Origin of the sequence: Sulfurospirillum sp. MES, assembly GCF_000789415.1 — a bacterium.
In the GTDB taxonomy this organism is placed as follows: Bacteria; Campylobacterota; Campylobacteria; order Campylobacterales; family Sulfurospirillaceae; genus Sulfurospirillum; species Sulfurospirillum cavolei.
In genome coordinates this window covers 19,953-41,867 of record NZ_JSEC01000008.1, presented here as the reverse complement: position 1 = coordinate 41,867, position 21,915 = coordinate 19,953, and the positions used below count along the sequence as shown (strand labels likewise).

At 47.6% G+C, this 21,915-nt stretch carries 17 protein-coding genes; 8 read left to right on the top strand and 9 right to left on the bottom strand.

The window, feature by feature from the left end; translation table 11 throughout:
* The first annotated feature begins 4 nt into the window (after positions 1-4).
* The 4 genes from OA34_RS10275 (at position 5) to OA34_RS10260 (ending at position 8,430) form a co-directional block, all read left to right on the top strand.
* Entirely contained in the window at positions 5-3,367 is a 3,363-nt protein-coding gene (locus OA34_RS10275) for a transglutaminase family protein (RefSeq protein ID WP_039675024.1), read from the top strand.
* Positions 3,367-5,847 (top strand): circularly permuted type 2 ATP-grasp protein, encoded by a 2,481-nt coding sequence (locus OA34_RS10270; RefSeq protein ID WP_039675022.1) that lies wholly within the window; start codon positions 3,367-3,369, stop codon positions 5,845-5,847. The genes OA34_RS10275 and OA34_RS10270 overlap by 1 nt, the downstream gene beginning before the upstream one ends.
* 3 nt (positions 5,848-5,850) lie before the next feature.
* Positions 5,851-6,741, top strand: a complete 891-nt coding sequence (locus OA34_RS10265) for a transglutaminase family protein (protein WP_039675020.1) — start codon at positions 5,851-5,853, stop codon at positions 6,739-6,741.
* A 78-nt stretch (positions 6,742-6,819) separates the two neighbouring features.
* The gene (locus OA34_RS10260) at positions 6,820-8,430 is read left to right on the top strand and encodes a methyl-accepting chemotaxis protein (protein WP_039675018.1); all 1,611 of its coding nucleotides are present in this window, start codon (positions 6,820-6,822) and stop codon (positions 8,428-8,430) included.
* A 41-nt stretch (positions 8,431-8,471) separates the two neighbouring features.
* Here the strand turns inward: OA34_RS10260 and OA34_RS10255 are convergent, their stop codons facing one another.
* From OA34_RS10255 to OA34_RS10230, 6 genes are all read right to left on the bottom strand, one after another.
* Positions 8,472-9,428: a M14 family metallopeptidase gene (locus tag OA34_RS10255; protein WP_060826264.1), complete on the bottom strand. Its 957-nt coding sequence runs from the start codon at positions 9,426-9,428 to the stop codon at positions 8,472-8,474.
* Entirely contained in the window at positions 9,425-10,378 is a 954-nt protein-coding gene (locus OA34_RS10250) for a M14 family metallopeptidase (RefSeq protein WP_039675016.1), read from the bottom strand. Before OA34_RS10250 ends, OA34_RS10255 begins: the two co-directional genes overlap by 4 nt.
* The gene (locus OA34_RS10245; RefSeq protein ID WP_039675014.1) at positions 10,375-11,148 is read right to left on the bottom strand and encodes a transglutaminase-like domain-containing protein; all 774 of its coding nucleotides are present in this window, start codon (positions 11,146-11,148) and stop codon (positions 10,375-10,377) included. Before OA34_RS10245 ends, OA34_RS10250 begins: the two co-directional genes overlap by 4 nt.
* Positions 11,138-11,800, bottom strand: a complete 663-nt coding sequence (locus OA34_RS10240) for an alpha-E domain-containing protein (protein WP_039675012.1) — start codon at positions 11,798-11,800, stop codon at positions 11,138-11,140. The genes OA34_RS10245 and OA34_RS10240 overlap by 11 nt, the downstream gene beginning before the upstream one ends.
* Positions 11,797-13,170 carry a circularly permuted type 2 ATP-grasp protein gene (locus tag OA34_RS10235; RefSeq protein WP_039675011.1) on the bottom strand — a complete coding sequence of 458 codons (1,374 nt, stop codon included), beginning with the start codon at positions 13,168-13,170 and terminating at the stop codon, positions 11,797-11,799. The genes OA34_RS10240 and OA34_RS10235 overlap by 4 nt, the downstream gene beginning before the upstream one ends.
* Positions 13,171-13,321: 151 nt before the next feature.
* Complete coding sequence (locus tag OA34_RS10230) at positions 13,322-14,677, bottom strand: hypothetical protein (protein WP_286682984.1); 1,356 nt, start codon at positions 14,675-14,677, stop codon at positions 13,322-13,324.
* 216 nt (positions 14,678-14,893) lie between these two features.
* Between OA34_RS10230 and OA34_RS10225 the strand changes: the two genes are divergently transcribed.
* Together OA34_RS10225 and OA34_RS10220 are read left to right on the top strand one after the other, a co-directional pair.
* Positions 14,894-15,625 (top strand): threonine/serine exporter family protein, encoded by a 732-nt coding sequence (locus OA34_RS10225; RefSeq protein ID WP_286682983.1) that lies wholly within the window; start codon positions 14,894-14,896, stop codon positions 15,623-15,625.
* Between the two features lie 2 nt (positions 15,626-15,627).
* Entirely contained in the window at positions 15,628-16,092 is a 465-nt protein-coding gene (locus OA34_RS10220) for a threonine/serine exporter family protein (RefSeq protein WP_039675008.1), read from the top strand.
* Positions 16,093-16,142: 50 nt separating this feature from the next.
* Here OA34_RS10220 and OA34_RS10215 read toward each other — a convergent pair whose 3' ends face one another.
* From OA34_RS10215 to OA34_RS10205, 3 genes are all read right to left on the bottom strand, one after another.
* Complete coding sequence (locus tag OA34_RS10215) at positions 16,143-18,140, bottom strand: heavy metal translocating P-type ATPase (RefSeq protein ID WP_039675006.1); 1,998 nt, start codon at positions 18,138-18,140, stop codon at positions 16,143-16,145.
* A complete protein-coding gene (locus OA34_RS10210; RefSeq protein WP_039675004.1) occupies positions 18,127-18,504 on the bottom strand; it encodes an ArsR/SmtB family transcription factor in 378 nt (125 codons plus the stop codon). The genes OA34_RS10215 and OA34_RS10210 overlap by 14 nt, the downstream gene beginning before the upstream one ends.
* Positions 18,505-18,675: 171 nt before the next feature.
* On the bottom strand, positions 18,676-19,149 hold the full coding sequence (locus OA34_RS10205) for a pyridoxamine 5'-phosphate oxidase family protein (RefSeq protein WP_039675002.1): 474 nt from the start codon (positions 19,147-19,149) through the stop codon (positions 18,676-18,678).
* A 152-nt stretch (positions 19,150-19,301) separates the two neighbouring features.
* Between OA34_RS10205 and OA34_RS10200 the strand changes: the two genes are divergently transcribed.
* The gene (locus tag OA34_RS10200) at positions 19,302-20,564 is read left to right on the top strand and encodes a serine hydroxymethyltransferase (RefSeq protein WP_039675000.1); all 1,263 of its coding nucleotides are present in this window, start codon (positions 19,302-19,304) and stop codon (positions 20,562-20,564) included.
* Positions 20,565-20,658: 94 nt separating this feature from the next.
* A complete protein-coding gene (locus OA34_RS10195; protein ID WP_286682982.1) occupies positions 20,659-21,894 on the top strand; it encodes a GNAT family N-acetyltransferase in 1,236 nt (411 codons plus the stop codon).
* The last annotated feature ends 21 nt before the right edge of the window (positions 21,895-21,915 follow it).

The window sequence follows — 21,915 nt, the reverse complement described above, 5'->3', positions numbered from 1 at the left end:
CGCTATGTCGCTTAAAGTCGTTTTGTCGCATAAAACCGAGTACCGTTACGATCGTTACGTTTCTCTGTCCCCGCATATCATCCGTTTGCGCCCAGCTCCTCACAGTCGCACCCCGATTGAGGGCTATTCGCTCAAAATCAAACCCGAAAACCATTTTATCAATTGGCAACAAGACCCTTTTGGCAACTACTTAGCACGCATCGTTTTTCCTGAAAAAACCAAAGAGCTCTGCATCGATGTGGAGATCATCGCTGATCTCATCACGATCAATCCGTTTGATTTTTTCGTCGATGAATACGCCAAAGAGTTTCCGTTTGTCTACAAAAAAGAGCTTCAAAAAGAGTTGCTTCCCTACCTTGAAGAGAGCGAAGATGGTGAGCTTTTAAGGACTTTTGTGCGCTCTTTGGATTGTAAAAAGCGCTCTATTATTGATTTTTTGGTCTATCTGAACAGCGAGATCAATCGCCATCTCTCCTACACGATCCGTTTAGAGCCTGGAGTGCAAACCTGCGAAGTGACATTGGAGAAAAAACTGGGAAGTTGTCGTGACTTTGCGTGGCTGTTTGTGCAAGTGCTTCGCCATCTAGGGCTTGCGGCGCGGTTTGTCTCAGGCTACCTCGTGCAACTCAAAGCCGATGTCGCCTCGCTCGATGGTCCAAGCGGTCCCGAAGCGGACTTTACCGATCTGCATGCGTGGACGGAAGTCTACATCCCAGGAGCCGGCTGGATAGGGCTTGATGCGACCAGTGGGCTTTTTGCGGGTGAGGGGCATATACCGCTTGCGTGTACGCCTTCGTATGAAAGTGCCTATGCAATAGAGGGTATGAGCGATAAATGCGAAACGGAATTCATTTATGACAACACGGTTAAACGCATTTTTGAATCGCCGCGTGTGACCAAGCCGTACCGTGATGACCAATGGGATGCTATTTATAACTTGGGTTTTGAAGTCGACAAAGCTTTGGAAGAGGGCGATGTAAGGCTTTCCATGGGCGGTGAGCCGACCTTTGTTTCGATTGATGATATGGAAGGCGATGAGTGGAATACCAAAGCCGACGGTGCGCACAAACGCGCTTTGGCGGATACGCTCTCACGCAAACTCTTAAGCTCGTTTACCAAGGGTGGCATGCTTCATTACGCCCAAGGAAAATGGTACCCGGGTGAGCCGCTTCCAAGGTGGCAAACCTCCATCATTTGGCGCAAAGACGGCAAACCCATCTGGAACAATCCTGAACTGTTTGCCTCTATGAATGAAACCTATAACTACACCAACGACGATGCCAAACGCTTTTTAGCCAAACTAGCACTTACCCTTGGCGTAAGCGATCAATGTATCGTCGAAGCGTACGAAGACCCGTTGTATTACATCATCAAAGAGTCCGAACTGCCCATCGACGTCGATCCGATGAAAGCCGACCTCTCCGACTCTTTGGAGCGACAAACGATCGCCAAAGTGCTTTCCGGTGGGCTGAATAAGCCTGTCGGATATGTGTTGCCGTTAAATTTTGGAACGACACGATGGATCACCTCTTCGTGGGTGTTAAGGCGTGGCTATTTGTACCTCAGTGCAGGCAATTCACCCCTTGGGCTTAGGCTCCCACTAGGCTCTTTGGTCGAAAAGCCGCACTCTGAGCTGGCACTTCCTTTTGAACCCGATCTGTTTGCGCATTATCCCGCTTTGGGCGAGTACAGTGTCTTAGCACACAAGCGTTGCAAAAAAGCCGATGCAACCCTTTCCAATACCCAAACCCAGACCTTTGTACGCACGGCACTCTGCGCGGAAGTACGCGAGGGAAAACTCTTTATCTTTCTTCCACCCCTCAACCATACAGAAGCCCTTTTAGACTTGGTCGCATGCATCGAAGCGGTGGCAGAATCTTTACATGTAAAAGTATTTTTGGAAGGGTATGAACCTTCTCATGATCTAAGGCTAGAGCGCATCAAAGTCACGCCAGACCCGGGTGTCATCGAAGTGAACATTCACCCTGCAACCTCGTGGAAAGCACTCAGTGAGAATCTTTTAACCCTCTACAAAGAGGCACATGAATCACGCTTGGGGACTGAAAAATTTATGTTAGACGGCAAACACACAGGCACGGGTGGCGGCAATCACGTCACCATTGGTGCTCTTAAACCCGAAGATAGCCCATTGTTACGCCGTCCCGATCTGCTTCGCAGTCTCATCACGTTTTGGCAACACCACCCAGGACTTTCGTACCTCTTCTCAGGCGCATTTATCGGTCCAACCTCGCAAGCACCGCGCGTGGATGAGGGTAGGGCGGAAAATCTCTACGAGCTTGAGATCGCCTTTGCGCAGATTCCCGAGGGCGATAGTGTGCCGTTTTGGCTGACCGATAGGCTCTTTCGCCATATGCTCACCGACATCACGGGCAACACGCACCGAAGCGAATTTTGCATCGACAAGCTCTATTCGCCCGATTCCAGTAGTGGCAGGCTTGGCATCTTGGAACTACGTGCGTTTGATATGCCACCACACGCACAGATGGCGCTTTTACAGATGCTTTTAGTACGCACTTTGGTTGCTCTCTTTTGGAAAAAACCGTACCAACACCAATTGGTGCGCTGGGGAACACAGCTTCACGATAAGTTTTTACTGGAACACTACGTCAAAGAAGATTTACGCGACATCGTCGGTTTTCTCAATGCCGAGGGTTATCCTTTTGCGCTGGATTGGTTCGATCCGTTTTTCGAGTTTCGCTTTCCGCTTTACGGAATGACGACGATTGAAAAGATGCATCTGGAACTTCGCGCCGCCATCGAGCCTTGGCATGTTCTTGGCGAAGAGAGCGGCTCACAAGGAACGTCTCGCTATGTAGATTCTTCGTTGGAGCGCGTGCAAGTCAAGATCAAAGATTTTATTCCCGAACGCTATACCCTTACATGTAACGGCGTCGTCGTTCCGCTTTCGCCCACAGGCGTGGAAGGAGAATTCGTTGCGGGCGTGAAGTACAAAGCGTGGCAACCGTGGTCGGCTTTGCATCCCACCATCGGCGTCGATACGCCTTTAACGTTTGACGTGGTTGATCGTTGGAATCGACACTCCATCGGCGGTATGCGTTATTTTGTGGCACATCCGGGCGGGCGCAATTACGATACCTTCCCCGTGAACAGCTACGAAGCCGAATCGCGTCGTATGAACCGTTTTTGGGACTTTAACCATTCTCAAGGCGAGCTACGCTATCTTATACCTTCGGTAATTCAGACTTCAACCGCACATGTAAACACGCGTGCGACCGTGATGGCGTTGGAGGGCGATCCTACGAAGACCTTGTGGGTCGAGACCTTAGCGCCGAGCCTTGAATACCCGCATACGCTCGATCTAAGACGAAAAGGAATGAAAGCCTAATGCAATTCTTCGATACCTACGCTTCTGACTCTTTTTGCGACGAAATGGTCGATAAAAACCGTAACGTACGGGCGCATTGGAAGAACTTAGCGGCACATTTAGAGCGTTTAAGCGTTGAGGAGTTGGAGGGTAAACAAGCCGAGATCGCATGGCATCTGGAAGATAACGGCGTTACGTACAACGTTTATAACGATCCGGAGGGCGAAGGCAACCGTCCGTGGAGTTTAGATCCGATTCCTTTTATGATCACGAAAGAAGAGTGGAAAAGCGTCAAACAAGGGATCAAGCAACGTGCCAAACTGCTCAATTGTATTTTAAAAGACCTCTACGGCGAACGGTTGCTCTTAAAAGAGAACATCATTCCCGCCGAAGTTATTTTTACGCACAAAGGCTTTTTGAGTGCCGCAGACGGTATGGGCTTACGCGAAGATTTTCAGCTCTATTTTTACGCATTAGACCTAGCAAGAGGGCCGGACGGAAAGATGTGGGTCATTAACGATCGCACGCAAGCACCTTCGGGTTTGGGGTATGCCATCGAAAACCGTTTGACGATGAACATCGCGGCGAAAGATTTTTACGCGGACCATGAGGTCAAAAAGCTTTTCCCTTTTATCGAAGAGTATAAAAAACTGCTCAAAAAACTCACCAAAGGCGACACTTCCAAAGCCGCGCTTTTAACGCCAGGACCGCACAACGAAACCTATTTTGAACATGCGTATCTGAGTTCGTTTTTAGAAATTAACCTCGTCCAAGGCGATGATCTGTTGTGTAAAAACGGTAGCGTGTGGTTGAAAAGTTTAAGTGGACTCAAACCGATTCAAACCTTGGTCAAACGTCTGGACGATCGCTTTTGCGATCCGCTGGAGCTTTTGGAAGATTCGAAGCTCGGCGTTGCGGGTTTGGTGGATTGCGTACGCCAAGGCAATCTTGCGATGATCAATCCCATCGGCAGTGCGATTGTGGAAAATATCGGACTGAACCCTTTTATGGAACGTATTTGCCGTTTTTTTCTGAACGAAGAGCTGATTTTGCCGCAAATCGCAACGTGGTGGTGCGGGCAAGAAAAAGAGTTAACGTTCGTGATGGAAAACTTCGAGAATTTTATTCTTAAAAAAATCGACAAAACCGAATCGATTCAGACCTATTTGGTTAAAAACCTTTCCGAAGCGATGAAAGAGAAACTGCAAAAAAGCGTTTTGGACAATCCGCATCAGTACGTCGCACAAGAGGCGATCGACTTTTCGACGACGCCTTTTTACGGCAACGGCAAAATCGAACCGCGCAATGCGGTCATACGCGCTTACGCCTTAAAAAAGAACGAAAATTACACCGTGATGAACGGCGGATTGGTGCGCGTTTCCGCTTCCAAAGACGCATTGCTCGTTTCGTCGCAAAAGGGAGGAACGAGCAAAGATTTGTGGATTTTGGGAGAGGATAAAAAAAACGAAAATCTTCCAAATTATGCGGCTTTGCCTTTTATCGACGCTTCACTCAACACCTTGCCCACGCTCAAAGCCGAAAACCTCTTTTGGCTCGGACGCTATCTTTCGCGCGCGATTCATACGTTGCGACTGATGCGCTATACGGTCAAAAAGATGACCGATTTTCACCACTACGAGGGAAGCGTTTCGCAAGAGTCAAAACGCACCTTACAAAAAGCGTTAACCCATGTGACGATGACGTATCCGGGATTTTTAGACGAAGAGACGGCGCAAAATCCCTTACTGGAAATCGCCTCGTTGATGAAAGACGCCCACAAACAAGGCTCTCTCGCGTTTACGTTGGAACGACTGGGCAATGCAAATCTTTGCGTTAAAAGCCTGTTGGCGATCGAGGCGTGGAAACTGTTCGAACAGATGCAAAAAGAGTGGAAGCAATTTACGAAAAAACCCAATACGCCCGTTCGCAGTATGTTAAGCGAACTCGATAAAGTGTTGTTGTACCTTGTGGCATACAAAGAGCTGGTGGAAGAGAGTATGTACAAAGAGCAAGGTTTGATCGTCTACGACATCGGATTTAAACTCGAAAGTGCGCTTTTAACGCTTTCTAAAGCACGTTCATTGCTTTGTTTTAAATACGATAAAGCCGTGACCTACGATATTTTAGAGGCGTTTTTGAGTTCAAGCGAAAGCTTTAACGCGTACCGTACGCAGTATAAAAGCTCTTTACAACTTGAAAACGTGGTGGAGTTTTTGATCTTAAATCCGCATTTTCCCAAATCCGTCGCTTACGTGACGCAAGCTTTGTTGGAGGACTTAAAGGCTCTGCCAAAACGCAAGACGTATTTGAGTGCTTACGAAGAGCCGATTTTTCAAGCGTACAGCACTCTCACGCTCAGTAACCTTGCGTCGTTGATGCTCTTAGACGAGAATGAAAGCTTTTACACGGCACTCGATCGACTTTTGACACAGCTTTCGGAACATTTTTCGCTCTGTTCGGTGGAGCTTTCCAAAACCTATTTTTCCCATTATGACGAGTAGCACATGACGTACGAAATTTACCATCAAACGGCGTTTCATTATCAAGGGCTTGTGACGTTTAGCCACAATATCGCACGGTTGCGTCCCAAAGAGAGTGTCACGCAACATGTCATGGATTTTCAGATGGAAGTGACGCCGTTGGCGTACGAAACCAGCGATTTTACCGATATGTTCGGGAACGCAACGTCGCATTTGTTGATTCGCGAGGCGCATCGATCCTTGAGCGTCGTCGGTCGTTCCCATGTCAGCATAGACGAACAAGAGGTCTTAAGGCGCGTCGAGCGTTTTGAGGCGTTAACGCTGACATGTGAAGAGGTCGCAAGCGCATTAACGCGTTTTGATCCCGATGCGATTGAGGCAAAGCTCTTTTTATTCGACTCCAAACGTATTCCCAAGGCTTCGGACGCTATTCGCGCTTATGCGCGACGCTCGTTCGAGCCGCATCGTCCTATCGCCGAAGCGATCAAAGAGTTTATGGGGCGCATCTACGACGATTTTGATTTTGTCGCCGGTTTTAGCGATATTACGACGCCGATCGAAGAGATTTTCGAAGCCAAAAAAGGCGTGTGCCAAGACTTCGCGCAATTTGCGATTGCGGCACTTCGTTCGTTGGGACTGAGCGCTCGATACGTCAGCGGTTATATCGAAACCGTGCCTCCTCTTGGAGGCGAAAAACTCTTCGGAAGCGACGCGTCGCATGCGTGGGTCGGCGTCTACATCCCGCAATACGGTTGGGCGGCATTCGATCCGACGAACAATCTTCTCGCAAGCACGCAACACATCGTCTTGGGAAGCGGCAGAGACTACGACGACGTCGCACCGCTTCGAGGCGTGGTGCTCAGTAGCGGGCAAAGCAAACTTTCCATCGAAGTGGACGTGCGACGAAACGTTTAAAACTCCTTTTTTAGCATACAACGCATTTGTCACACTCGCTAAGTTATGATTTCATACAAGATCATAAAGGAGTCAACTATGAGTATTTCACGACAATTGATGATGATGCTATCCATCGCTATTTTCGGGCTTATCGCTATTTTCGGTATCGGACTAAGCAAAATGGATCAAGTGTTTGAAAAAACCAATACCTGTAACGTCAATTCGCTTCCAAGCGTTTTAATTATGGCGGATTTGCAAAACGAATTCAATCAGATGCGCGTGAGACTGTGGGAACACATTACGGCTCACGATAAAGAGGATTTTCAAAGGATTGAAAAACGTTTTCACGAATATCGTGCAAAATTTGACGTCAGCTATAAAAAATACGAAAGTTTACTTTCCGACGAAAAAGATAAAGAGATGTATCTTAAGGAAAAAGAGCTGATTAGCCCTTTTATCGCTATTTCCGAGCAACTCTTTACCTTGTCGTCAGCCGATAGAAACGAAGAAGCTAAAGCATTGTTGTATAACTTGCGTACACAAAGCACGGCACTCAATACCCTTTTGGAAGAGCATATGGCGTACAATAAAACCTTATCGCAAAACGATGCGAAGATTGCCGTCGATACGAAAGAGAGCGCAACGTTGATGATGATTTTGGTCGCACTTGCCGTTGGGCTTTCGGTCTTGGTTTTAAGCTTTGTGATTCGCAAAAATATTTTACAAGGCGTGCATTTGATTCGCGACAGTATCACGAATTTCGTGCGCACCAAAGAGCTCAAATTTCGCATCAGCTACGACAAGAAAAATGAAATCAACGAGATCGTCAAGAGTTTCAACGACTTGGTCGATACGCTAGAACACACGATCGAAGACGCCAAAAATTCGTCCAACGAAAACGCATCGGTTTCGCATGAGCTTAGTACGACCAGTATGCAAATCGGGCGCAATGCCGAGCAAAGCTCTTTGATCGTCGAAAACGCGATTCACGAGATCGATACGATCAAACGTTTCGTTCAAGAAACGGCACAACTCTCCGAAGCGATGAAAACGGAGATCGCCTCCGCGGGTCAAAAGCTTAACAATGCCAAAGAAGAGGTTATTTCGTTGCGAAACGAAGTCGATAACGCCAGTCAGGCCGAGAGCGCATTGGCGCACAAATTGGAGCAGATGAGTCACGATGCCGAGCAGGTCAAACAAATTTTGACCGTCATCTCCGATATTGCGGATCAAACGAATTTATTGGCGCTCAATGCCGCCATCGAAGCGGCACGTGCCGGAGAACACGGACGCGGATTTGCCGTCGTTGCGGATGAGGTGCGAAAGCTTGCCGAACGTACGCAAGCCTCTTTGACCGAGATTAACGCGACCATCAACGTCATCGTTCAGTCGATCGTGGATTCGTCCGATCAGATGAATAAAAACGCTCGAAATATTCAAAGGCTGACAGATGTTTCCAGCGGCGTCGAATCGACGATTTTGGGAACGGTAGACGTGATGGAAAAGAGCGTGACGTCCGTAACGACGAGTGCGTCCAATTCGCATAAGATTTCCAACGACACCGATAAAATCGTCTCTATGGTTTCTAACATCAATACGCTGACCAGTCAAAACGCTCGAAGCGTCGAAGAGATCGCCGCGGCGGCGGATCATCTCTCGCGTTTAGCCGAAAACCTCAATACCAAACTCAACCAATTCCGCTCGTAATCTGCGTTTAGGGGCAAAGACTTCTTTGCTCCTCTCCTTTTTTACATGTAACGATTTAGTGCCGCTTCCGCTTTGATAATACGGTACGCGATCGCATTTTGAAAAATCATCGAATAGTCGTAGCGACACGAAACGATGCCGTCGCACGGAGAGATAATCGTCTGCATCAACGTTCCTTCCAGTGCATTAAAAATACGTCCCAAAGGTTGACCGTGAACAACGCATTCGCCGATGGGAACCAGTGCGTCGAAGAGTCCCGCGGCGGTGCTTTTAATCGCTTCAATGTCGTTTTGCGTGATGATATTGCCGCTTGATGCCGCAAACGTCGCATAATCGATTAGCCCTTTTTGCGAAAGAAACCGAATGATCGCATCGATCACTTTATTGGCTTCGTTTTTTTGTAATACGCCTTTTTTACCCGAGACGAGCGAAAACGATTGCGCGTTCCAGATTTGCCAGTTGTAGTTCAGCGAAACCGTATCGCTAGGACTCGGCTCTTTGAGATGAATAAAATCAAGCCCGAACGCTCTGGCATGATCGATATTTTCGCGACCCGTTTGCAACACTTTGACGTAAGGGATACACTCGACGTGATCTTTTCTGGCTTCGAGTAAAATTGCGTAGTCGTAGTTGTTGGTTTTTTCAAACAACCGTGCGGCGATGCGTTGGGTCGTCTCGCCTTTGTCGTAGCCCGGAAACATCACGTCGATGTCGGTGTTATCGAGCGGCCAGAAGCTTTTGCCCATATTGAAGGAATAGGGATTGACCGTAGGAACGACGAGAATTTCACCTTTGATAAATGCGGCGTTTGCCAGTTCTTGTTGGCGCAAAAAGCGTACGACTTGAGAGGCGATCCACAGTTGATCGATCGCGTTTCCCGTCATCGGTCCTACGATCACGCAACTAGGCGTCGTACCTTCTCGTCCAAAGCGGTACCCTTTGACTTTAAGCGGATTGCGGCTCAAAGAGCTGATTTCAAATAAAACTTCTTCTCTCATACGCTTGCTTCCTCTTTGGGGTCTTCTAGTATGCGAGCAATCAAAGAGCCTTCGTAAACGACGGGGTATTCGCGAATCGTAAATAAAAGTCCGTTGCACGGGCTGATGATCGTCTCTTGGACGACGCCCAAAAGCGGATCGATGATTTCCCCGAGTTTTTCGCCGCGCAGTACACTGACGTTATGCTCTAAAATAGGAATAAAAACGCCCGCTTTGGAGGCGTTGATAAAAAAGACTTCGGAATTGAGCGTTGAAACCGCAAGCGTCATCGGCGGTAAAATCGGCTTATCGATAATGCCTACATGTGCCATCAGGTTCAAAAGACCGCGCGTGAGGTTTTGTCCGTACTCTTTGGTAATACGCATTCCGACACCCATTTCCACGACCAAGGTTCGCGTACCGAGCGTGTTCATCGCATGCGAAAAGGTCGACTCCAAAACCGTTACCGCATCGTGCACCCAAATAAAATCGATACCGAGTTTTTCCGCCAGCGGAACCAACTCGTCGGCATTGGCGCGGCTGATGCGTACTTGGGGGAGTTCGCGTAAAAAGATATTGCTTGCGTGAATATCGATGGCGTAGTCGCTTCCTTTGACCGTATCGACGATGGCGTTGGAGACTTGCGCGGGTAAAAAATCGGACGTGCTTCCCGGAAACGTACGGTTTAGATCGACGTCGTAAAACGGAAAACCGCGCGTAATGCTATCGATGCCCATCGGATTCATGGCGGGATAAATATCGACGATGCCTTTAATCGCCTCAGGGTTGGCATTGAGCCATTTGGCAAGCAAGTAACAGACGTATTGCCCTTCGATTTCGTCGCCGTGAATGCCCGTGACGATCGAAATGCGCTTGGTCGCTTTCGTAATATCGCTCGGCGCAAAACGGTTGCGTTTGAGCGAAAGCGTCTCGTTGACGGGAAGTTGAACGCTGAAAACTTCTTCGATCATTGTTGTTCTTCCCTTCCGATTTGTCCCGTAATTTTTAAAATGTGTTGACGTTTTCCGATGTAACTGCCTTTGTAAATCGCACAATCGGAAAAATCGCGTCCATGTGCCAATTTTACGTAAGGTTCGTCGTGAATGACGATGCCTTTGATCGGATCGAATCCTCTCCAATCGCCCTCCATCCATGCTTCGACCCACGTATGCGTTTTATTTTCGCCTTCGATAAAACCGTGGCACAGACGAGCGGGAATGTTGACATGTCGCAATAAAGCAATCAAAAGATGGCTAAAATCGTTTCGAAGCCCTTCTTTATAGAGTAAAAAACTCTCCAACCCTTCCGCTTTGGTACTTTCGATCAGCGTAAAGCTATCACGTATTTTTTGCGTGAGCATAAAAGCCTTGCGAAAAGCACTCGCCGGAAGCGTCGTTTCGTCTAAAAACGCCTGCATCAAAGCGCAAAAGCTCACAAGCGGCGAAGGTGCGTTGTAAAGAGCGGGAGGCTCTTCATCGCAATAGACGTAGGGTAAAAGCTCGAGTTCGCCTTCGATGTGTGCGCTTAAACTCTTGTGCGGTTTTGCGATGGTCCCGTACACGAAACGGTTGGCAAAACCGTCGGTTCCTTGTTCGAACGCCGCATTCGTATTGACGCGTATGTCAAGGTTGGAACAGGTTTGTATAGCGTTTTCGTAAGGAACGATACGCAAACAGTAGCGATGGTCTCTCACGGATTCTGGAAACGTGAGGGTAAAATCATACGAAAAATTAACTTTCATGAGATGTGATTAAAGCTCCAAATACCGAATTGATCGTAGCTAAAGCTTTGGCTTTTTGGCTACTGGATAAAAGAATTTTTTTGTGACCGGGACGTATTTTATCGGCAATGACATTAAGCTTTTCTGTATCCCAAACGGCCGCTTCGATACTGTCGAACAGGCGAATACTCAGATCCATACGTTCGACGACTTTCCCGAGTTCGATGAGCGGTGCTTCTTTGGATTCTACCAAAGAGAGTTCCAAATTGCCCCAGATCGCATCGAGTTCTTGAAGCGTCGATTCGAGCCAATAAATCGAGACCGTAGGCTCTTCTTTAGCAGCTTGGTATTTTAAATACAAAGCGTTAATACGGCTAAACATACGATTGGGCAGGTGTGAACGCGTCAAAATCGCATTTTCGCGTGCGGTATTGATGACGTAGAGCAAACTGATAAAATCAAGTTCAAAGACGCTTTTACGCAAAAACGCCTGCGAAGAAGTATAATGAAGCGCGATACCCAATTTTTCGTACAGATCTTTGGCTTCGTTGAAGTTTTCGTCGATAATTTTATCGAACAGCGCGATAATAAGACGCGTCATACTCTCGGCACGTTGGATGTATCGTCCCATCCAGTAGAGGCTTTCGGCGGTTTGCGGTGAAATGAGGATCATTTGCTCTCCTTTAAAACCCACGTATCTTTAAATCCTCCGCCTTGGGAAGAGTTGACGATGTAGCTGCTCGGATCCATAGCATAACGCGTCAAGCCGCACGGCCAGATGAAAATATCGTCGCTAAAGATCGAAAACATTCGAAGATCGGCTTTTCTCGGGCTTAACGTTCCTTCGTTCGTTAAGCACTCGATGTCGTAAAACTCGATCACTTCTTGGGCGATAAAACGTCTGGGCTCTTTGATAATAGCGTCTTTGAGGGCTTCGCGCTCGTTTTTGGAGAGTTTGGAGCCGAAAACGACGCCGTATCCGCCCGCTTCGGCGACGTCTTTAATGACGAGCGTGCGTAGGTTTTGCAAGATGTGATTGCGATCTTTTTCAAAAAATGCCAAATACGTCGGCGCGTTTTGTAAGATCGGTTCTTCGTTCATATAATAACGAATCATCGCCGGTACGAAGTAATAAATCCCTTTATCGTCGGCGATGCCGTTTCCGATGCTGTTCATAAGCGCGATATTGCCGGCACGGTAGGCTTGGGTGATGTTCGGTACGCCGATAAGCGAGTCGGCATTGAACTCCACCGGATCGAGCGCATCGTCGTCGAGACGACGGTAAATCGCACCGACGCGCGCTTTTTTGCCGAGATAGGTTTTCAGGTAGACTTTGTCTTTTTCGACAAAGAGGTCGTCTCCCGTCGCTAAGACCGTACCGCTTTGTTTGGCAAGGTACGAGTGTTCGTAAAACGCCGAATTGTACCGTCCGGGAGTAAGAATAACGTTAATACCGCCCGTATTGACGTAGTCCATCGCCGCTTCGAGACGCTTGGGATAATCGTGCACGCTTTGAATAGGGAGCTTTTCAAAAAATTCGGGAAAAACTTTGCGCGTCAAAATACGCAACGAAAGCGGATAACTCACGCCGCTTGGAACGCGTAGATTGTCCTCCAAAACGACCCAGCCGTCGCCGACGCTGTTTTTGACCAAATCGATTCCGCTGATATGCACGCGAATGTTCTTTGATACGGGTGTATTCGCAAACGCGGGCAGATAGGCTTTGGACGCGAAGACGAATTCGCTGGGAATAATGCCGTCTTTGAGAATTTTTTGCGCACCGTAAATGTCTTCTAAAAAGAGGTTAAGGGCGTAGATGCGCTGTTGAATGCCTTTTTCAAGGTACGTGAACTCTTGGTGGGAAACGATGCGCGGAATAATATCGAACGGAAATTTACGTTCGATAAAGGCATTGTTTTTAAAGAGATTGAAATTGATCGCCTCGGTGTTCATGTAGGCGAGTAACTCTTGGACGCGTTGCGTATCGATGGTATTTAAGACGCTTTTGAAAGCATCGTAGAGGGGAGAGTGTGACTCTATCATGACCGTTACCTTTGCCCTTTCACGTCAATGTGATGCAAGCAGTTTAGCACAAAAATAAGCAGAGGAAGCGAATAAAAACGTAATTTTTTGGTTATTTTTTAAACAACGTGTCGTATTGGGAAAAAAGGCGCCAAAAGATATTCTAAGTACGTTATAAAGACCATGCATAGGCAAATAAAATCCCTTCCGCCAAAAAAAGCGTGCAAAAGAGCAGATTCCATCGTAGTGAAACGTCCAGCGGCGTGACGTTTAAAAACTTGGCGGTCATCAGCGACATACCGGCAAACGGCGAAACGATAAACGAGATCGCTGCCGCTAAGATCAAAAGAAGTGCCACCGAAACGGAAGAGAGCGGCAACGAGAGGGAAAGCAAAATCTTGCCGAACATCACCGCAAGGACAAGCGGATGAATACCGAAGATCGCAATAATGATAAATAAAAGCGGTATGACGACGATGGAAAAAATGCCCATACGGTTGATACTCTCTTGCAAGAGGGGTTGAATGTGCATTAAAATACCGCTATGATCGATCGCTCCCGCAAACAATCCTACCGCGATAAAAAAGACCGCAAAGTCGGTTGCTTGCGTAATGCCGCTTTGCGCATACGTTTTCAAAATCGCAACAAGCTTGGGATGCTTCGCAAACGAAACGATCCAAACGACGGAGATCATAAAACCCGCAAGCAAAATTCTTCCCGTCGCCGTGCCGATGGAAAAAGACTCCAAAAGGGCGATGCAAAGTAAAAGCGAAACGACGACCAGTATGATATGCGCCGTTTGTCTCGGGGCATTGCGCGCAAGGTTTGCGGAGGCTTCAAACGGCTCTGAAAGGACAGGGCGGTTGAAACGCAACGTATGTTCCAAAAGGTACGACGTGATAAGTCCGATCGTGCTTAATAAAAAGCCCGGTACGAAAAGTTCCGACCACGACACGTGCGTCACTTGCATGACCAGCAAGATGATGACGGCTCCGGGTGCCCAAAAAAGTACGAGCGCATAACCGCGCATAATCGCGGTCGCAAAAAAACGTTGATAGTCTAAAACGCTGTTTTTAAGGGCTTTGTTAAAGAGCGCAACCATGACGGGAACGGTTCCGAAAAGTAAAAAGCTCGAAAAAAGGTTGGTGACGAGCATCGCAAAAAAGTAAAGCGAACTCTCTTTGCGAAACAGTTTTTTGAGCCAATACTCGACGGTGTCGCTGTAACGTCCCGCTTCGATGGGAATCGAAAAAAGTTGCATCACGACGATAATCGCGATAATGTTGGTCATAGACGTGAGCGATTGCATCCAGACGGGAAAGGCAAGGCGGTACGCAAGAAGAATCGTCGTTCCCAAAACGAAAAAGAGCACCGTAATGCGCAAGAATCCCTTTTTTTGCATTCCCAAACCGCAGACAAACAACACGGCCGTAAAAAACGATAAAAGCTCCAAACTCACGGGCATAAAAAGTTTCGCGACATGTAAAAACGTAATCGCTAAAAGGGCTATTTTACAAAGAGTGTTCATCGTTTGTTCCGGATTTAAATGCGCTATTGTAGCAAAAGGAGGATTAGAGGAAAACCAAGAGGGCATACATGACATGTAAGCGTAAAAACTGTGATCGTGCATCTCAAAAAGATTTGTCACTTTTCATTTTAAACCTATTTTAACTATGATTCTACCCATAGAACATACAAAGGATTTCCCACGATCTCGAAAGAAGAACAGACACGAATTACCGCCGTGGTTGTCAGAGTTGCCGCGATGCTTTTGGAGTATGGGGCGGAGAGCCGTTTGGTCGAGCAACTCTCCTCTCGTTTGGGCGTGGCACTGGGGTGTACGTCCATTGAAATGTCGTTGATTCCCTCGGCGGTGGTGCTCACCACGTTGGTGGGCGATGCTTCCGTGACCACCACAAGACGCGCGTACGAACAGTCGATCAATATGTCCATCGTGCATCAGATCGTTACGATCTGCATTGAAGCGGAGCAAAATCCGCGCGACATCATGCGCGTCGAGTATGCCTTGGCAAACATTCACGCCAATGCATACCCTGCGTGGTTGTTGATCCCCATGATCGGTCTTTCATGCGCGGCGTTTAGCCATTTGCAAGGAGCGGATTGGGCAGGCGTTGGGGTTACGTTTTTGGCGGCATCGGTTGGTATGGCGGTGCGCAGAGAGCTGTCGCGTCGTAACTATTCGCTGTTGATCGTCTTTGCTTTTACCGCGTTTGTCTGCACCCTCATCGCCAGTCTGGCGTTTTACGAGGGCATGAGCACCACTGGGCATATCGTGCTCTCTTCAAGCGTGCTTCTTTTGGTGCCGGGGTTTCCCTACATCAACGCGATGTTAGACGCTTTTAAAGGCTACATCAGCATGGGCTGGGGACGTTGGGCACAAGCGACGCTGATGACCTTGATGGCATCACTGGGCATTATGCTTGCCATGGGACTTTTGGGAGTGCAAGGATGGTAACGATGGAATGGATGAGTCTTTTATTGGACGCTTTGTGGGCGGCGATTCCCGCTGTGGGTTTTGCAATGATTTTTAACGTGCCCCGTTCTGCATTGCCCTTTTGTGCAGCAGGTGGTGCGTTGACGTACGGGCTTCGCGATGTGCTCATGCACGCGCATCTTTCCATCGAACTCTCCACGTTTATCGCCGCGACGACGATCGGCATTATCGGTGTGTTTTGGTCACGCCGTTATGTGATGCCAAGACCCGTTTACACGGTCGCTTCCATCATTCCGATGATTCCCGGAACCTACGCGTATGAGATGATGATCAGCCTTGTGCGCATGAACACCGAGGGCGTTAGCGACGTTTTGCTCTCTCGTTTTATCGAAAATGGCTTGCACGCGGTGAGTATTTTATTTGCCATCGCCTTTGGTTTGGTGTTGCCTTCGATGTATTATACTAAGCGTAAGCAGCCGATTATTTAGGGGTTTGATGTTTACATGTAAAGATTTTCTTTACATGTAAACATAGTCATTCACTTGTGTGTCAAAACACGAGTAGCGTTGAGTACGGCGATGAGTGCAACACCGACGTCTCCAAAGACGGCTTCCCACATCGTAGCGATTCCAAATGCTCCCATGATCAAAATAGCCCCTTTGACACCTAGAGCAAAGATGATATTTTGCCACACAATGGCGTGGGTTTTATGGGCGATTTTAAGCGCAGTGGCGACTTTGCTGATCTCGTCGGTCATAATGACAATGTCTGCGGCTTCAATCGCGGCGTCACTTCCAACGCCTCCCATGGCAATGCCGATGTCAGCGCGTGCCAAAACAGGTGCATCGTTGATACCATCGCCCACAAAGACGGTTTTGCCTTTGCCGGCTTTTTGCGCCATAAGCACTTCCAGTTTCTCCACTTTTTGGTGCGGTAAAAGCTCGGCTTCAACGTGGGTGATGCCAAGTTCATGCGCGACTTTATCGGCGGCGGTTTGGTTATCTCCCGTGAGCATCACGATGTCTTGGATACCCAGTGCTTTAAGTGCTAAGATAGCTTGTTTGCTATCTTCCTTAGGCGTATCGGCGATGAGGATAGAACCGATGAGTTGCCCCTCCACTACGACATACACGACTGTATCAGGTGTGTCGATCGCTTCATGAACGATGGCATGTTCGACCAACAGTTTGGCATTGCCCGCAAGAACGGTTTTGCCATCGATGATCGCTTTGACACCATACCCCGCCAACTCTTCATAATCGCTCACAATCGCTTCCAAAGGATCAATGTACGCACGCTTGATAGAGATCGCGATGGGGTGGTTGGAGTGCATCTCCGCAAGTGCCGCTAAGCGTAAGACTTCGATCTCACTGTTGCCGTGAAGTGCACGAACGGATGTGACACTGAAAAAGCCTTTGGTCAACGTTCCTGTTTTATCAAACACGACGGTATCGACACGGTTGAGCGCTTCAAGAAAGTTACCACCTTTGACCAAGATGCCGTTTTTAGACGCACCGCCGATGCCTCCAAAGAAACTCAGTGGAATGGAAACGACCAATGCGCACGGGCATGAAACGACCAGGAAAACCAACGAGCGTCTAAACCACTCGCTTAACAGTGCGTCTTGCATCAGAAGTGGCGGTAAAAAGGCAAGTAATGCCGCGGAGATCACGACAAAAGGCGTGTAATACTTCGCGAACGTTGTGATAAATTGCTCTGTTTTCGCTTTTTTAGCTCCTGCATTTTGCACAAGGTCTAAGATTTTTGAAACGGTGGATTCTGAAAAAAGTTTGGTTGTCTCAACGATGATGACGCCTGTTTTGTTGATGGTTCCTGAGAGTACGTCACTGCCGACACCCACTTCTTTGGGCAAAGATTCGCCTGTCAATGCTGAGGTATCAAGTGTGGAACGCCCTTCGATGATGAGTCCATCAAGCGGTATTTTCTCTCCCGGTCTCACGATGATGCGACTGCCGAGTGTCACGTCGCTTGGGTTGACTTTTTGCTCACCATCTTCGCTTTGAAGATTGGCAAAATCGGGACGAATGTCCATCAACTGGGTAATAGACTTGCGTGAGCGATCAACCGCTAAGTCTTGGAAAAATTCACCGACTCTAAAAAAGAGCATCACAGCAACACCCTCAGGGTATTCGCCGATGCTAAACGCACCCACGGTTGCAAGTCCCATCAAAAAGTTTTCATCGAAAACATGCCCTTTGAAAAGGTTGGTAACCGCCATGTAGAGGATCTCGCCGCCCACTAGAAAAAAGCTAAGTAAGTACGTCCAAAACAGCCATGGATGACTCTCGTCCATCAAAACAGCGGCGATAAAAAGCACCGCACCGATGCAAAACGTGATGAAATGCCACGACGTGAGCATCTCTTTTAAACTCGAATCACCTAAACCGTGGTGGTGGTCGTGTTCATCGTGATCATGGTCGTGATGAGCATGATCTGGGACGATGGGTTGGCATCTGCTACAACAACTTCCCGTTGTCGCGTCGCATGTCTGGGGTGCTTTTTCACTGAAGTGCATACTCAAATCCTCGTGGTTCTAAAATGTGTTCTAAGCCTTGGTTGAAAATGTTTTTGATGTGTTCGTCATCGAGCGAATAAAAGACGACTTTTCCCTCTTTGCGGTGCTTAACAAGACGCGCTTGACGAAGGACACGGAGCTGGTGTGAGATGGCAGACTGCGTCATATGTAAGAGTTCTGCGATGTCGCACACGCACAGTTCTGCTTCAAACAGAGCCGAGATGATCTTCACGCGCGTTGTGTCTCCAAAAACCTTAAAAAGCTCGGCGAGGTCGTAAAGTTTTTCCTCTTGCGGCATTTTCTTCTTCACCATTTCGATGACGTTTTCGTGCACTATGTCGCAACTGCAAAATTCATCACCCATTGCATGCTCCTTTAAAATGTATAACTGTTCATATGAACAACTGCTCATATGTTAAAACAACTCAGATTAGAAAAGGCTTAAAATGATAGGCAAACTCAAAAAGTTTTTACATGTAAAGACAAAAGAGGCGAATATTTACGTGTTGCCTCTCGTTTGAACGCTTGTATACATTTAACAGTAGTAGCGCCCCACGCACTCTTTGATGTCGATTCGAATGACGGCGGTTCCATTGATCATCTTTTCAGGCAGTTCTTTATCTACCAAGTGCGGTGTGAATTTTGCTACGATTTTTGTCAAGGCTTCTTTCTTTTCATCGGGATTTTCTACGATATGCGCTTCACCTTGAACGATGATGCTGTTAAACTCGGTGTTAACATCGCAAGGGTTTTGTACGTTTTGATCCATTAACGCGATCATCTCGTCGATCTCAAAACAGACATTTGCATTGGCTTTGATGCTTTGTATCTTTTGTCCTTTGGGCAGTCCGTGCATGTAGAGTGCATGTGCATGATAGATAAAATGCATGGGCACGACATACGGATAGCCGTCTGCTCTGATGCATCCAAGCCTTCCGACAAGGGCTCTTTCAAAGAGCGCTTCGATCTGCTCTTGCGTCAATTGGTGTGTTTTGGTTCGGTGTCTCATGTCACTCCTTTGAATTGTTGTGGCGCCATTCTAATCAAATCAAATAATCGGGACAATCCAAAAATTGCTTTCACGTTTAAAGAGGGCAATTTTTGGATTGAATGAATTTTTTAAGGGTGCTACACTTCTTCCATCAAGCCAAAGGAGAGAGTATGAGCTACATTAAAAAGGATCGTTTAGCAACAGCGGATGCGAAAGTATTTGAGATTCTTCAGCACGAGTATGAAAGACAATCCACGCATCTTGAGATGATCGCGAGTGAGAATTTTACCTCACCTGCCGTGATGGAAGCAACGGGAAGTATCTTTACCAACAAATACGCGGAGGGTTATCCGCAAAAACGCTACTACAACGGTTGTGCGTTTGCCGATGAGATCGAACAGCTTGCCATTGATAGACTCTGTGAGATCTTTGGATGTGCCTATGCCAACGTCCAACCTCATTCGGGTAGCCAAGCCAATGGCGCGGTGTATGCGGCGTTACTTCAAGCAGGCGATAAACTACTCGGTATGGACTTGCAACAAGGCGGTCACTTAACGCACGGTGCGAAAGTGAGTTTTTCGGGTAAAAATTACCAAGCGTTTTCGTACGGTGTGAATGCGCAGGGTGTGATCGACTACGATAAAGTCATGGAAATCGCCAAAATCGTTAAACCTAAAATGATCGTTTGCGGTGCTTCGGCGTATGCAAGAGAGCTTGACTTTGCTAAGTTTCGAGAGATCGCGGACGCGGTCGACGCGATTTTATTTGCGGACATCGCGCATATCGCGGGTTTGGTCGCTGCAGGTGAGCATATGAGTCCGTTTCCTTACGCCCATGTGGTCACTTCCACGACGCACAAAACGTTGCGCGGTCCAAGAGGCGGTGTGATTATGACCAACGATGAAGCGTTGGCGAAAAAGATCAACTCTGCTGTTTTTCCTGCCCTGCAAGGTGGACCGCTTTTGCATGTCATTGCGGCAAAAGCCGTCGCATTTGGTGAAGTGCTAGACCCGTCGTGGAAAGCATATGCACAGCAAGTCAAACGCAATGCCAGCGTTTTGGGTGAGGTGATGCTTGAGCGGGGTTTTGATTTGGTCAGCGGAGGAACAGATAACCACTTGATTTTGGTATCATTACTGAACAAAGACTATTCAGGCGATGAAGCGAGCAAGGCGTTAGAAAACGCAGGTATCACGGTCAATAAAAACAGCGTTCCAAACGACACGCGAAGTGCGGCGCTGACATCGGGAATCCGTGTCGGCTCAGCTGCACTCACGACGCTAGGTATGCAAGAAGAAGAGTTCACGTTCATCGCCCATAAAATGTGTGACGTGTTGGATCATATCGATACTAAAACGTTACATGTAAAGATCAAAAAAGAGCTGATGGCACTTTTGGCAAACTTTAAAGTGTACGAGCATGCGACGTATTAGATTGACTTTTTGCAAAACGTATCGTGTTAACGTAGCCTTTAGTGCTTTGGTTTAAAGGCGTGTCAAAAGTAAAAAAATGATAGAGGAGGGTGTCATGAAAGAGATCGAAGCATTGCATGGTAATTATCAGTTGATTGAAAAAGCGATCAAATACATCGATGCGCATTTCAAAGAACAGCCCTCCATCGACGTGATTGCTAGCAGTATCGGCATGAGCAAATACCATTTTATCCGCGTGTTTAAAGAGTATGTGGGCGTGACACCCAAACAGTTTTTGCACTCGGTGACGCTTAATTACGCCAAAGAGCACATCAAAGAGTCAAAGTCCATTTTGGACAGTAGCCTTGACATCGGGCTTTCCAGTGTGAGTCGGTTGCATGAACTCTTTGTGAACTTGATCGGCGTGACGCCCAAAGAGTGGCGCGAAAAGGGAAAAGACGTCACCATCACGTATGGTTTTGGACTGACCCCTTTTGGGCAAGCGTTGATCGCTTACACCGATAAAGGCATCTGTTTTTTAGGCTTTATCGACCAGAATCAAGAGGCGATTTTCAAGCGTTTTCAAGAGCTGTGGGAAAATGCGAATTTGGTGCATGACGATGGCAAAGCTGCGCGTTATTTGGAAAATATCTTTCTGAAAAATAAAAAATACAACCTTTTGGTCAAAGGAACAAACCTTCAAGTCAATGTCTGGAAAGCGCTGTTAAATCTCCCCAACGGCGTGATCGCGACCTACCAAGACATCGCCAATTACATCGACAAACCCAATGCCGTGCGAGCGGTTGCGAGTGCCATCGGGAAAAACCACATCGGTTATCTCATTCCGTGTCATCGTGTGATCGCCAAAAGCGGTGCGATGAGCGGGTATCGCTGGGGCATTGAGCGTAAAAAGATACTCATTGCGTATGAGTCGACGCATCAGCCTTTATCCTCTGAGGTAAGGCGTGCCAAAGGTGAAGACATGAACACTTTGGTTCGACTGCTTCCGCACGCTTCTTTGGAGCTTTTGAGTGCTTGGATACACGAGGAGCGTTTGGGCGCACTTTATGTTGCAACGCATGAAGACGAAGTGGTTGGCATGCTTCACGTAACGCATCATACCTCACTCGCCACGGCTCAAAAAAGCGCTGTTTTAGAGGCATTGGTGGTTGAAGAAGCGTTTTTACATCAAGGCATTGAGGCGTTGTTGCTAGAGCATGTGCTTTTTACATGTAAAACGATGGGCTTTCACTTTATAACGCTTTTAGACGATATACCCGCACTCTCCATACCTTGCGAAACGCTAGGATTTAAACCTTTCCAAGGACGCACTCTTTCTCTTTCATCTTAGTATAAACGTTATCGGTTGCAA

Bases quoted from the DNA above. Each gene is read 5' to 3' on its own strand.
- OA34_RS10235 (WP_039675011.1), bottom strand. From the start codon at position 13,170: ATGATAGAGTCACACTCTCCCCTCTACGATGCTTTCAAAAGCGTCTTA.
- OA34_RS10255 (WP_060826264.1), bottom strand. From the start codon at position 9,428: ATGAGAGAAGAAGTTTTATTTGAAATCAGCTCTTTGAGCCGCAATCCG.
- OA34_RS10270 (WP_039675022.1), top strand. From the start codon at position 3,367: ATGCAATTCTTCGATACCTACGCTTCTGACTCTTTTTGCGACGAAATG.
- OA34_RS10245 (WP_039675014.1), bottom strand. From the start codon at position 11,148: ATGAAAGTTAATTTTTCGTATGATTTTACCCTCACGTTTCCAGAATCC.
- OA34_RS10260 (WP_039675018.1), top strand. From the start codon at position 6,820: ATGAGTATTTCACGACAATTGATGATGATGCTATCCATCGCTATTTTC.
- OA34_RS10265 (WP_039675020.1), top strand. From the start codon at position 5,851: ATGACGTACGAAATTTACCATCAAACGGCGTTTCATTATCAAGGGCTT.
- OA34_RS10205 (WP_039675002.1), bottom strand. From the start codon at position 19,149: ATGAGACACCGAACCAAAACACACCAATTGACGCAAGAGCAGATCGAA.
- OA34_RS10230 (WP_286682984.1), bottom strand. From the start codon at position 14,677: ATGAACACTCTTTGTAAAATAGCCCTTTTAGCGATTACGTTTTTACAT.
- OA34_RS10250 (WP_039675016.1), bottom strand. From the start codon at position 10,378: ATGATCGAAGAAGTTTTCAGCGTTCAACTTCCCGTCAACGAGACGCTT.
- OA34_RS10200 (WP_039675000.1), top strand. From the start codon at position 19,302: ATGAGCTACATTAAAAAGGATCGTTTAGCAACAGCGGATGCGAAAGTA.
- OA34_RS10195 (WP_286682982.1), top strand. From the start codon at position 20,659: ATGAAAGAGATCGAAGCATTGCATGGTAATTATCAGTTGATTGAAAAA.
- OA34_RS10210 (WP_039675004.1), bottom strand. From the start codon at position 18,504: ATGGGTGATGAATTTTGCAGTTGCGACATAGTGCACGAAAACGTCATC.
- OA34_RS10275 (WP_039675024.1), top strand. From the start codon at position 5: ATGTCGCTTAAAGTCGTTTTGTCGCATAAAACCGAGTACCGTTACGAT.
- OA34_RS10215 (WP_039675006.1), bottom strand. From the start codon at position 18,140: ATGCACTTCAGTGAAAAAGCACCCCAGACATGCGACGCGACAACGGGA.
- OA34_RS10240 (WP_039675012.1), bottom strand. From the start codon at position 11,800: ATGATCCTCATTTCACCGCAAACCGCCGAAAGCCTCTACTGGATGGGA.
- OA34_RS10220 (WP_039675008.1), top strand. From the start codon at position 15,628: ATGGAATGGATGAGTCTTTTATTGGACGCTTTGTGGGCGGCGATTCCC.